Consider the following 12,899-nt stretch of genomic DNA (forward strand, 5'->3'; position numbering starts at 1 on the left):
TCATTCACATTTGCCCGGCTCCTGATTGTCATCAGCCGGACAATTTGACACCACCACCTGCGCAGTCCTTTTCTTTTTATATTCCCAATCTGGCAGTCCCCGCGCTGCGCGGGAATAGAGCCGAAATAGATGCCACGGACGCCGTGGCTCATCGATGGCGAAGGCCAGCGTGTCGTCGTAACGCGGATCAGCAAATCTGGGCTGTTGCGGTGGAGCGCCGCTTTCGTCGGGCGAGGTGCTTGAAAGCTTCACGGTGGGAACATTGGCGGCGTCTTTCTTGTCACCCAATTTGATTTCAACCGTCCCGCGCAAGGCCAGATCACGCCGGTTGAGAACGAGCTTATTCGTGCGCGTGCATCCTGGCATTTCGCCAGCTACAGCCAGAATAATCACATCGCCAATGTCACAGGCGATATCCTGAACTGTCGGATCAGCCGTATATACAAGCACGCGCCCGTCGCGCAGCGTGATCGTGCACAATCCATCCTCGCAGATAAAGCCGTCCGTCGGGATTCCTCTGAGCCGGTCCTTTGCGTGTTGCGGTATCAGAAATTGCGATGCGAGATAGGCAGTTTGCCAATTATCGACCGTGAACTTGGATGGTCTGTCGCGGTTCACGGCAAAACGCCCATCGGACAGTCGAACCCCAACCAGCTTAGCATCTTCCGAGATCACGACATCTGGAAACGGCTCGCGTACAAAGGCGATAAATCCCAATAAAACAAATGGTAAAGCGAGAATCTTGAATCTGGTTGTGAACAGGACCGCAATCACAAGCGCTATGGTCCAGAAAGCAAGCGCTGTGAGCGGCATCGCGCCCGGATTGCCTTCCGGGGACCAGGACGCCACGAAACTTGCAATCTCGCGCACGATCCACACACCGGAACCAGCAAGGGACAATGGTATCCAGTCGAGACCGAGCGGCATCAACACCAAACCGAAAACAGCAAAGGGCATGACCAGAACGGCAATCACCGGATCAGCCAGCACATTGCCAATCAGCCCCAACGGTGCGGTATTGTTGAAGTGGTAGGCAGCGAAAATACCGCTTGCAAGCCCAGCCAATAACGACGTTCCTGCAGCGGCAAAGACAAAATTCAACGCCTTGGCTGCCAATCCGCCGACTGGCGCTGCAACGCGCCTTTCCATATCCTGCAGCTTCTTGGCCTTGCGCGCGCTCCACCAGGCATAACCGGCGATCAGGGCAGCTGTCGCCGAATAGGACATTTGAAAACTAGGCCCCAATATTTCATGCGGTGAAATCGCGATGGTCACCATTCCGGCGATTGCCAGATTGCGCATGCTGATCGCAGCCCGGTCGAACAATAACGCGCTGAGCATCACGGCGATCATCACATAGCTGCGCTGTGCGGCCACATCCGCTCCAGACATGGCGAGATAGAACGTACAGCTCAGCAGGGACAGGAATGCCGCGTATTTTTTGACCGGATGGCGCACACTGAACGCGGGAAAGAGCGCAAAACCAGACCGGAGGACAAACATGACGACCCCCGCCGCCAGTGCCATGTGCAGCCCCGATATGGAAAGAATATGCGCGAGACCCGCCTTGCGCAGATTTTCGTTGGTTTCCTCACTGATGCCGCCGCGCGTTCCAGCGATCAATGCGGCTGTGACATTGCCGTCCTCGCCGCCAATCACCTCCTCCACCCGCTCCGAAACGCGCACGCGCAGCAAGGCGACCCACTCACTGATCGCAGCGATCAGGCTTGTTTGCGGCGGGACATGCGCCGTCTTTGGGTTCCCCAGAAAGAAGCCGTTTGCACCAATACCGTTGAAATAGGCGTGAAAAGAAAAATCATAATTGCCGGGGCGGACCGGGCCTGACGGCACCCGCAGCCGCGCAAAACCGGTCAAGCCGCCGCCAATCGTTGTTTCAGCAGGTATATCGCGCGCATTGATACGGATACGTTCCGGTGCAAAGCGCAGTTTCGGGCGTTCTGTTGCCAGCAAATCAAGGGTAATACGCCAGCTGCCATTATCCTGCGCTTCCAGCGCAACGACACGGCCTGTTATGCGTGTTGAAACATCGGAACCGAGCATCGGCGTCGCCCTGCGTTCGGTTTCCCATTTTCCGCTGACAAGACCCAGCTGGAAAGCCAGCGCCAGCGTCAGTATCTGCGCAACAAGGAAATGCTTCCGCGCGAGGAGCCGGATGACAGCCAGTCCGGTGAGAAGCGCCAGCACCGGCGTCCAATCCGGTTCAAATGACACGGTGAAATAGGCAATCGCGCCAAGGCCGCTGAAAATCGGAATCAGCAGAAAGAAAATCCCGCGCGCCGCTTCCAGACTGACAGCTTCCGCAAAGGCGGCGGGAGCCCTGCGCGCAAGGCTTTTGACGGCGCTGCGGCCATCATCCGGCGTCGGGATTTGCGACGGATCGCGGTCGCGGCGTTCGGCAGGCGCAATTGCAGGGTCAGGCCACGGCTCGGGAAGATATGAGCGCGTCAAGCCGTCAGGCAGGCTTTTGACAAGCGCCCGCTCATTTGCTTCCGCCATATCACCTATGCGCGTCATGCCCCCGCCTGACTGCAAAAAAAGGTCTTTTTGTCGAAATACCCCAAAAGAACAATGTCGCAAGGAGCCGAAACAAACGCGAAGCCCTTGCGCACAATGCTGCCTATGCTACATGAACGCCAGTCGAAATCGAGAGGGTTTCGTTATAGAAATCCTCGCCCTCGCTCTTTGGCGGCGAGCATCAGAATTCAGTTTGCGCCCCTGCCCCGGCAATTGCCGCTGTCTTGACGGGCGCGCGATAAAGTGGAGCTACCATGTCGAAACCGGTCGTCACCCGTTTTGCCCCTTCGCCCACGGGTTATCTTCATATCGGCGGTGCCCGCACGGCCCTGTTCAACTGGCTCTATGCCAAGCATACCGGCGGCAAGATGCTGCTGCGTATCGAAGACACCGACCGTGAACGTTCCACTGATGCCGCCACCGCCGCCATTCTCGACGGCCTGACCTGGCTCGGCCTCGACTGGGAAGGTGACGCGATCTCGCAGTTCGAGCGCGCGCCGCGCCACCGCGAAGTCGCCGAGGAACTGGTTGCTCTCGGCAAAGCCTATTACTGCTACACGACGCCGGAAGAGCTGGAAGAAATGCGCGAAAAAGCGCGTGCCGAAGGCCGCCCGCCGCGTTATGATGGCCGCTGGCGTGACCGCGACCCGTCCGAAGCGCCTGCAGGTGTAAAGCCTGTCATTCGCATTAAGGCGCCGCAGGAAGGCGAAACGCTCGTGCGCGACGCCGTGCAGGGCGATATTCGCTTCCCCAACAAGGATCTCGATGATTTCATCATTCTGCGTTCCGATGGCACACCGACCTATATGCACGCGGTTGTCGTTGACGACCACGACATGGGCGTCACCCATATCATTCGCGGCGACGATCATTTGACCAATGCAGCCCGCCAGACTGTCATCTATGACGCCATGGGCTGGGACGTGCCGCAAATGTCGCATATTCCGCTGATCCACGGTGCGGACGGTGCAAAGCTTTCCAAGCGTCATGGCGCTCTTGGCGTCGATGCTTATCGCGCCATGGGCTATCTGCCCGCAGCATTGCGCAATTATCTCGTCCGTCTCGGCTGGAGCCACGGCGATGACGAAATCATGTCGACCGAACAGATGATCGAATGGTTCGACGTGAAGGACATCAACAAGGGCGCTGCCCGTTTCGACTTCCAGAAGCTCGAAGCGATCAACGGTCTTTATATGCGCGGCAGCGACGACAAGGCGCTGTTTGATGCCCTTGTTGCCGTTCTGCCGGAAATCGAAGGTGGTAAAGAGCTGGCCGCAGCGCTCGATGACAAGCGCAGCGCGCAGCTGCTCACGGCCATGTCCGGCCTGAAGGACCGCGCCAAGACGCTCGTTGAACTTGCCGACGGTGCAAAATTCATTTTCGCAGCGCGCCCGCTCGATCTCGATGAAAAGGCCGCCTCACTTCTCAATGAAGAAGGTCGCGCCGTTCTGAAATCGGTGCTGCCGGATCTGGAAGTTGCCGGCGAGTGGACCATTGAATCACTGGACGCTGTGGTTCGCGCCCATGCAGAAAAAACCGGACTGAAACTCGGCAAGATTGCGCAACCGTTGCGTGCCGCCCTTACCGGGCGCGCTACTTCACCGGGTGTGTTCGATGTGCTTTTCGTGCTGGGTCGCGACGAGTCCTTGGGACGTATTCGCGATCAAATCGGTTAAGGTGCTATCATTCACGCTGACGTGACGAACGGCATATAAATAGTTCAAATTTCGCATTGCATCGCGGACGGTTTGGGATAGTTTGGCGGTCAAAATCGTAGCCGTAATGCGTTAAAAATCGGGCATCCCGCAGTCTTTCGGGGCCCGCCAAGAGATACGAGACAAGTTATAGCAGCGAATGCAATACTGCCGCCTGCGGCGGCAAAGTGGACATGAAAGGAAACATGATGTCAGCTAAGACAGCCAGCTTTACTCTCGACGGCAATACGTTCGATCTGCCTGTGCGACAAGGCACTGTCGGGCCGGACGTCGTCGACATCGGTCCACTTTACAAGAATTCGCATGCCTTTACCTACGATCCGGGTTTCACCTCGACCGCTTCCTGCGAATCCAAGATCACCTATATCGATGGCGACGAAGGCACCCTGCTCTATCGCGGCTATCCGATCGACCAGCTCGCCGAACATGGCGACTTCCTCGAAACCTGCTACCTGCTGCTTTACGGTGAACTGCCGACGGCAACCCAGAAGGCGGATTTCGATTATCGCGTGACCCGTCACACGATGATCCATGAACAGATGACGCGCTTCTTCACCGGCTTCCGCCGCGATGCGCATCCGATGGCCGTGATGGTCGGTTGTGTGGGCGCCATGTCCGCCTTCTACCACGACTCGACCGACATCACCGATCCGCATCAGCGCATGGTCGCTTCCATCCGCCTGATCGCTAAGGTGCCGACGCTCGCCGCAATGGCCTATAAGTACCATATCGGCCAGCCGTTCATGTATCCGAAGAACGACCTCGATTTCGCTTCGAACTTCCTGCACATGTGCTTTGGCGTTCCTTGCGAGGATTACAAGGTCAATCCGGTTCTGGCCCGCGCCATGGACCGCATCTTCATCCTGCATGCCGATCACGAACAGAATGCTTCGACCTCGACCGTGCGCCTTGCCGGTTCGTCGGGCGCCAACCCGTTCGCCTGCATCGCAGCTGGCGTTGCATGCCTCTGGGGCCCTGCCCATGGCGGCGCAAACGAAGCAGCGCTCAACATGCTGGCCGAAATCGGCTCGGTGGATCGCATTCCGGAATTCGTCGCCCGCGCCAAGGACAAGAACGATCCGTTCCGTCTGATGGGCTTCGGTCACCGCGTCTACAAGAACTACGATCCGCGCGCCAAGATCATGCAGAAGACCTGCCATGAAGTTCTGGGCGAACTGGGCATCAAGGACGATCCGTTGCTCGACGTTGCAATGGAACTGGAAAAGATCGCTCTGACGGATGAATACTTCATCGAGAAGAAGCTCTATCCGAATATCGACTTCTATTCCGGCATTACGCTGAAGGCTCTCGGCTTCCCGACCGAAATGTTCACGGTTCTCTTTGCACTCGCCCGCACCGTCGGCTGGGTCGCTCAGTGGAAGGAAATGATCGAAGACCCGCAGCAGAAGATCGGTCGCCCTCGTCAGCTCTACACGGGCGCAACGGAACGCGACTACGTGCCGGTTGCAAAGCGCAAATAAGCGCGGCAAACGCTGAAAACAAAACCCCGGCTGCCAATGGCAACCGGGGTTTCTTTTTGATCCAAATTTGAGTTGTTCAACCCTTGCGACCTTTTTCGATCGCGTCCAGCAGAACCCGCGCCCCGATTTCCCCAGAAGGCCGCTCCGTCGCCATGACCGAAGCGACCGCGTCGAAGCCATCCAGCTGCGCCTGACGCGCTGAACCGGGCCGCATGAGGCGCTCCAGATTGCGCGCCAGCATGCCCGGACGCACAAATTCATTGAAAAACTCCGGCACCACCGGTTCATCGGCAATGATATTGGGCAATGCCGCGCTCCAGATTGTGATCTTCGGCATCAGGAATTTGCGCGCAAACCAGTCTGCCTTGTAGGAAAGCACGCTCGGAATGCGCGACAGCGCCAGTTCCAGCGATACGGTGCCTGACGCGGCAAGTGCTGCATCGGCCCGCGCAAAAGCCTTCCACTTCTCCTCGTCACCCACGACGATCAGCGGCTTCACCGCCCAGTCCCGCGACAGATCGCGCACCATCGCTTCGATGCGCGGCAAGGTAGGCAGAATGACTTCGAGTTTTTCCACGCGCTGCGACAGCTCTTCGACCGCTCTGCCGAAAGGCTCCATCAACATCTGGATTTCCGTGCGGCGAGAACCGGGCAGAAGCAATAGCGTATGTTTGCCGGCTTCCGATCGTTGCGGCTCCAGCGCAAGCTGCGCCGCGCGCGTCTCAATGATCGGCGCATAACTCGACAGGCGATGCCCGACATAGGTTGCCTGCGGTCCATTCAGCCGCTCCATCACATCGACCTCGAACGGCAAAACCGTCAGCACATGATCGATATAGGCGCGCATCGCACGTGCGCGCTGCGGACGCCACGCCCAGACACTGGGCGCGATATACTTGACGATTGGAATGGAGGGATCGGCGGCTCTGATCTTTTTTGCGACGCGATGCGTAAAATCCGGACTATCGATCAGCAGAACACAATCCGGCTTTTCCGCCACGATCTGCCGTGCAGTCTGCCGAATGCGCAACACCAGTCCCGGCAAGTTTTTGATGATGGCACCAAGCCCCATCAAAGCGATTTCATGCGGGTCGAAAAAGGTTTTCAGACCCCGCGCGGCCAGATGATCGCCACCGACACCGACCAGATCCACTAGCCTGTCGGTCTGAAGACGCAAGGCGTCAATCAGGTCAGCACCAAGAAGATCGCCGGATTCTTCACCGGCCACGATTGCTATTTTCAATGGCCGGCTGGTGTTGCTCACCCTTAACTGTCCTTCTCGTGTCGACTGATCGTCTCTATGAAGAGGCCGCCTTCATTGGCCGCCGCAATGGTGTCGCCGAAGCCTAGAATAAATGTACGCCGGGCCTCAACTGCAATCCCGGCGAGACCGGCGCGTTTAGCATTAAGCACAGTGGAAATACCAATGGCAGGCAAATCCGCGCGTTCATCCTGACGGGGTTTGGCCATTTTCACAAGCACTCCTCCGCGCTTGGGAATACGCCCGGCTTCACGCAGTTCACGGACGCGCTCAATCATTAGATCGGTGCCCTCCGCGCCTTCCAGCGCCACCACCCGTCCGCCGACAGCGACAGCGCCCTGCCCGACATCGAGATCGCCGAGCCGCAAAGCCGATTCCATAGCCAGCTTAATATTTCCCGCTTCACGCGCATCCGGCGCAACCTTGGTAAGAATGCGAGCGGGCGACGGAGACAGAAGATCGGGCACGACTTCATGGGCACCAACCACCTTGAAGTCGAATGATTCCAACAGGCCGATAAAGGCCCGCAGCAAAGCGTCGTCGCCTTGCCCAAGCGCGCGAAACACATGCGGCACAGCCCGCAACGTCGGCCAGTCGAGCTTGAGGTCACTGAGATGCGGCCTGCTGCGCACGCCTCCTGCCAGGACAACTCGCGAAACGCCAGCCGCTTTCATGGAGCGAACAAGCTTTGCAAATTCGACAACCGATACTTCCTGATGCTCATAATTATAGAGCACCCGGTCGGCTTCTTCACGCAAGGGAACGAGAAAGGGCGGTGTGTCAGCGTTTTGAAGCGCCTCAGCCACGGCAATGGGCAACAGGCCGTTGCCCGCAATAATACCGACACGCCCGCCATCGACGGACTGACGCGCCAAGTTTTCAGCTTTCGTCGCTGTCATGCCCGAGTCCACCATGAGCCGCATCGAGCGGTGGCGTGGTATAGGCGCGTTTCGTATCGGCACTGATAAAGGCAATCATATCGGCGACCGCCTGAGAATCCGGGAAAGCTGCGAGTACGTCGATGGTACGGTCGCGCACCGGCTTGGTACGGTCGAACAGCATACGCACGGCATGGCGCAGATTGTGAATTTCCTTGCGCTCCATGCCGGAACGCTTCATGCCGACGATGTTGAGCCCGCCCAGATGCGCATGATTGCCGATGGCCATGCCATAAGGGATGACATCGCCTACCACGGCAGCCATGCCGCCGATGAACGCATGGTGTCCGACGCGCACGAACTGGTGCACAGCCGCACCGCCGCCCAAAATGGCATGGTGTTCGATGGTCGTATGACCGCCGATCATCACATTGTTCGAGAAAGTGACATGATCGCCGATATCGCAATCATGCGCCACATGGGCATAAGCGAGGAAGGAGCAGTCGTCGCCGACCGAAGTATAGCCGCGCGCACTGTCGGAGCCACGGTGCATGGTGACGCCTTCGCGGATCATGCAATTCGCGCCGATCTTCAGCGTGGTCGGGCCGCCTTTATGCTTGTTGTTCTGCGGATCGCAGCCGAGAACGGCATGCGGATAGACCTTCGCGCCCGCGCCAAGCGTGGTCGCGTCTGTGATCACCACATGGCTCATCAGGACGGAATTGTCGCCGATGACAGCGCCCGATTGAATATGACAGAAGGGGCCTACAGACACACCCTGGCCCAGTTCCACACCCGGCTCGACAAGAGCGGTGGGGTGAATGATTGTTTCGTTCATTATAATGCTCACTGGCTTTCTTCACCGGCGTTGATCATCGCCGCGACTTCCGCTTCAGCAACTTTCACACCATCAACCTCAGCCACGCACTCATATTTGGAAATATTGGCGCGCTGTTTGGTTTTCTTGACATGCAGAAGCAGGCGATCGCCCGGAACAACCGGACGGCGGAACTTCGCATTGTCGATCGTCATAAAATAGACCACGCCCGGGCGACCGGTCTTGCGCTGCAGCAGCGAGATGGCACCAGCGGTCTGCGCCATGGCTTCGATAATCAGAACACCCGGCATGATCGGCTTTTCCGGGAAATGCCCGGTAAAATGCGGCTCATTGATCGTGACATTCTTTATGCCGGTTGCCGAACGATCGCCATCAATATCCACGATCCGGTCAATCAGCAGAAAGGGATATCGGTGCGGCAACACTGCCAGAAGATCCTGAATATCCGCCGCTTCGAGTTTCGTCTGTTCCGTATCACTCATCTGAGGATTGCTCCTTTCTTGATTGCCCGATGCTGCGAATGTTCGCGATATCGCGGAACCATTGCTTGATAGGACGTGCGGGAAGACCTCCCCAACGTTCTCCATCGGGTATATCGTTCATAACACCGCTCGCAGCGGCAATCTGCACGCCCGAGCCGATAATCAGGTGATCCGCAAGACCGACGCGACCGCCAAGCATGGTCCCGTCGCCGATCACGCAACTTCCGGAAATACCGCAATGCGCGGCAATGAGACAAAAACGACCGATGCGCACATTATGCGCAATCTGGACGAGATTATCGATTTTGGAGCCCTCACCGATCACCGTGTCGCTCAGCGACCCGCGATCAACCGTCGTATTGGCTCCGATCTCGACATTGTCCTGAATAACAACCCGACCGATCTGTGGAACTTTATCAAGTCCTGCAGCGCCGGGGACATAGCCGAAACCGTCCTGACCGATACGCACGCCGGGATGCAACAAAACACGATTGCCGATAAAAGCGCACTGGATCGTCACACCAGGCCCGACATAGCTGTCGCGTCCAATCTGGCAATTCTCGCCGATCACCGCCGTTGCAGCAATCAACGTGCCTGAACCGATGGTGACGCCCTTGCCGATCACCGCGCCCGCTTCAACGGTCGCGCCATCTTCGACATGCGCTGAAGGGTGGATAAAAGCCTGCGGGGAAATGCCGGTTTCGCCAAGCCAGCTTTCCATCTTGGCCGAGGTCGGAAACAGCATGCGCCCAACGGCGGAAAAATCGCGATGCGGATTGCGGGTAATCAGGGCTGCCATATGCGAAGGAACGCTTGGAGCGACATCTTCCTTGCAGAGAACGCCAGCGGCTTTGATACCGGCCAGCGCTTCGGCATTTTTCTTACCTTCCACGAAGATAAGCGAACCCTCTCCGGCATCCTTCATGGAAGCCAGACGCTCAACAGAACGCGGTGCAAGCTTCGGGTCACGAAGTCTTGCACCGGTGAAATCAGCAACATCGCCAATCGTGAGTTCACGAGAAGGCGAGAAAAAGACGGGATCTGCCATCAGTACACTTTCTCTCCCGGGGCGTAGCCGCCCCGGGGAAAGGCAAATCGGTTAGAACTTGGTCGAAACACCGAAGTTGAAGTTCTGAACCTTATCAGTATCAGCCCTCGCGACCGGGAATGCGTAGTCGAAGCGCAACGGACCGAACGGCGAAGCCCACATCAGGCTGAGACCGACCGAAGCGCGAAGCTTCTTGTCGTCGCCGAGAACCGGCTGATTACCCAACACGTCGTCACCGCCATAGAGCATGGCCGCATCAGCGAAGAATGCCCCACGGATACCGAGGCTTTCCGGTACGACAGGCATCGGGAACTGCACTTCAGCCGTACCGTTGATGTAGGTCGTGCCGCCCATCCAGTAACGCTGGCCGCTGGCAGAATCCTGGTAACGACCAATGCCGTTGAACTTGAAGCCGCGAATGATATCCGAATTGTTCTTGAACAAGTCGAAGATACGAACGCCGTCGTCGCCGAATTCGTGGATGTAACCACCACCGACACCCAGCATACCGACAATGTCGGCTTCCTGCGCCAGCGTCTTATAGTAGTTACCCTTGAAAGTCGTCTTCAGGAACTTCGCATCGCCACCAAGACCTGCAAATTCCTGCGTGAACTTGCCAAAGAGGCCTTCATGCGGATTCTTCATGTCATCGATGGTGTTATACGTCAGCGAATAGCTGACCGACGAGCGAAGCCATGGGCTGTTTTCTGCAGCTTCCTGCAGAGCAGGCGCATAGTAATCAGCAATATTGTCGCGGAACAGGTCATACTTTTCCTGAACCAGGTTGTAAGCGAGACCGACCGAGAAGTTTTCCGTGACCGGAAGACCGAAGCGAATCGTACCGCCAGTCTGCTCGACGTCGTAGTCATCGTTCACGCGATAGCTGCGACGGAATACGTCGAAGCCAGCCGAAATGCGATAGCCAAGGAAATACGGTTCCGTGAAGGACAGGCCGTAATTGCGCATATCGTCCTGACCGGCACCGGCGCTGAGACGGATATACTGGCCGCGACCGAGGAAGTTACGCTCAGTGATTGCACCTTCGACAGACGCACCCGGCGTTTCGCCGCCGGTGGTGTAACCGCCACCGATGGAGAATTCACCCGTCGACTTTTCGACAACATCCACAACCAGAATCACCTGGTCCGGCTCGGAACCCGGAGCGGTCGAGATGTTGACGGTCTGGAAGAAGTCCAGAGCCTCAAGGCGACGCTTGGCGCGCTGCACCATGACCTGATTGAAGGCATCGCCTTCGTTCATGTCGAACTCACGACGAATCACGTAATCGCGCGTCTTGTCGTTGCCGCGGATTTCGATGCGCTGGATATAAGCGCGCGGACCCTGATCAACGCTATAGACAACCGAGATCGTGCGATTCTCGAAGTTGCGGTCACCGCGTGGCTCAACCTTGGCGAAGGCATAACCGCTGCCGGCAACACTTTCAGTTACAGCCAGAACGGAATCTTCAACTTCCTTGGCGCTATAGGCGCGACCCGAACGGGTCTTCACGAGACCGGACAAAGCGTCTGTATTGACGCCATCAACGGTGCTTTCAACACTCACATCGCCGAAGGTGTAACGCTGACCTTCATCGACGGTGATCGTAATCGTGTATTCATTGGTAGCCGGATCGAGAACCGCATTCGACGAAACAACGCGGAAATCGGCATAACCACGATTGTAATAGAAGCGACGCAGCGTTTCTTCATCAGCCTGCAAACGGCCTTCGTCATAAACGTCATTACGGGTCAGCCACGACAGCGGGTTCGAACGCTTGGTGGAGATGACGTCGCGCAGACGGCGACCGCTATAGGCCTGATTGCCGACGAATTCGATATTTTCGATCTTGGTGCGCGAGCCTTCATTGACTTCATAGACAACGTTGACGCGACCCTGACCGAGATCGACAGTGCGCGCATTAACCGTCGCATCGCTGCGTCCGATACGTGCATAGGCAGCCTTGATCGTTTCCTTGTCCGATTCCATCGTCGCCGCATCGAAAGGCGAACGCGGCTTCAGCTGCACGGCGCGCGTCAGGTCAGGATCCTTGATCTTCTTATTACCCTGGAACAGGACGTTGTTGACCACGGAACGCTCACTGACGGTCACGACAAGCGTGCTGCCAGACTGGTTGATGCGAACATCGGAAAACAGGCCCATGCCGAAAAGACGCTTCACAGCGGCATCGATATCGGCGCTGGTGAAGGCTTTACCCGGACGAATGTCGATATTGTCGCGAATGGTCTGAGCATCAACGCGCGTATTACCGCGAACATCGATACGGCTCACAACGGCAGCTTCCGCGACATTCACGGATGCGAGCGAGAGCGCAGCAGTACCCGAAGCCACTAGAGCCACCGACATGGCGAGCGCGGACGCGGCGCCAAAGAATTTAGAACTTGCCGTCATAGGCTTTCCGAACCTTCGTTTCTGTCCCCGGGACGATTAACCCAGAAAAATGCGTACAGATACAACCGTATTAGCCGGTTTTTCCATACAAGCAAGCGTTGCGGTTAAATTCTGTTTACTTAGGCAACAAGCGTGGCATCCATGCCACGCGAATTGTGAGTTATGGTAAACAGATTGCTTAGCTTTTCTGGTCGTCGCTCCCAATGTTCACTTCTGTTTAACACCTTGCCCGGCCTCCGTCGGTCAAAGCGT

Annotated in this window: 9 protein-coding genes; 2 read left to right on the top strand and 7 right to left on the bottom strand. The window is 57.2% G+C overall.

What is annotated here, in order from left to right; genetic code table 11:
• Nucleotides 1–2,535 carry a ComEC/Rec2 family competence protein gene (locus HWD97_RS17615; protein ID WP_121536252.1) on the bottom strand — a complete coding sequence of 845 codons (2,535 nt, stop codon included), beginning with the start codon at nucleotides 2,533–2,535 and terminating at the stop codon, nucleotides 1–3.
• 254 nt (nucleotides 2,536–2,789) lie between these two features.
• Here HWD97_RS17615 and gltX point away from each other — a divergent pair, with 254 nt between their 5' ends.
• The gene (gene gltX / locus HWD97_RS17620; protein WP_109369162.1) at nucleotides 2,790–4,211 is read left to right on the top strand and encodes a glutamate--tRNA ligase; all 1,422 of its coding nucleotides are present in this window, start codon (nucleotides 2,790–2,792) and stop codon (nucleotides 4,209–4,211) included.
• Between the two features lie 227 nt (nucleotides 4,212–4,438).
• On the top strand, nucleotides 4,439–5,731 hold the full coding sequence (gene gltA, locus HWD97_RS17625) for a citrate synthase (RefSeq protein ID WP_078340455.1): 1,293 nt from the start codon (nucleotides 4,439–4,441) through the stop codon (nucleotides 5,729–5,731).
• A 76-nt stretch (nucleotides 5,732–5,807) separates the two neighbouring features.
• Here gltA and lpxB read toward each other — a convergent pair whose 3' ends face one another.
• Genes lpxB through bamA form a run of 6 tightly spaced genes read right to left on the bottom strand, consistent with a single transcriptional unit; the run spans nucleotide 5,808 to nucleotide 12,647 of the window.
• Nucleotides 5,808–6,995 (bottom strand): lipid-A-disaccharide synthase, encoded by a 1,188-nt coding sequence (lpxB, locus tag HWD97_RS17630; protein WP_109369163.1) that lies wholly within the window; start codon nucleotides 6,993–6,995, stop codon nucleotides 5,808–5,810.
• A gap of 2 nt (nucleotides 6,996–6,997) precedes the next feature.
• Nucleotides 6,998–7,891, bottom strand: a complete 894-nt coding sequence (locus HWD97_RS17635; protein WP_371835340.1) for an LpxI family protein — start codon at nucleotides 7,889–7,891, stop codon at nucleotides 6,998–7,000.
• Complete coding sequence (gene lpxA / locus HWD97_RS17640) at nucleotides 7,872–8,708, bottom strand: acyl-ACP--UDP-N-acetylglucosamine O-acyltransferase (protein ID WP_109369164.1); 837 nt, start codon at nucleotides 8,706–8,708, stop codon at nucleotides 7,872–7,874. Before lpxA ends, HWD97_RS17635 begins: the two co-directional genes overlap by 20 nt.
• A gap of 8 nt (nucleotides 8,709–8,716) precedes the next feature.
• Nucleotides 8,717–9,190 carry a 3-hydroxyacyl-ACP dehydratase FabZ gene (gene fabZ, locus HWD97_RS17645; RefSeq protein WP_109369165.1) on the bottom strand — a complete coding sequence of 158 codons (474 nt, stop codon included), beginning with the start codon at nucleotides 9,188–9,190 and terminating at the stop codon, nucleotides 8,717–8,719.
• The gene (gene lpxD / locus HWD97_RS17650) at nucleotides 9,183–10,238 is read right to left on the bottom strand and encodes a UDP-3-O-(3-hydroxymyristoyl)glucosamine N-acyltransferase (protein ID WP_109369166.1); all 1,056 of its coding nucleotides are present in this window, start codon (nucleotides 10,236–10,238) and stop codon (nucleotides 9,183–9,185) included. The genes fabZ and lpxD overlap by 8 nt, the downstream gene beginning before the upstream one ends.
• Nucleotides 10,239–10,289: 51 nt before the next feature.
• Nucleotides 10,290–12,647, bottom strand: coding sequence for an outer membrane protein assembly factor BamA (gene bamA, locus HWD97_RS17655; protein ID WP_371835341.1), 2,358 nt, complete (start codon nucleotides 12,645–12,647; stop codon nucleotides 10,290–10,292).
• Nucleotides 12,648–12,899: the final 252 nt, after the last annotated feature.

The sequence above is a fragment of the Ochrobactrum sp. C6C9 genome (assembly GCF_022627935.1).
Taxonomy (GTDB): domain Bacteria; phylum Pseudomonadota; class Alphaproteobacteria; order Rhizobiales; family Rhizobiaceae; genus Brucella; species Brucella teleogrylli.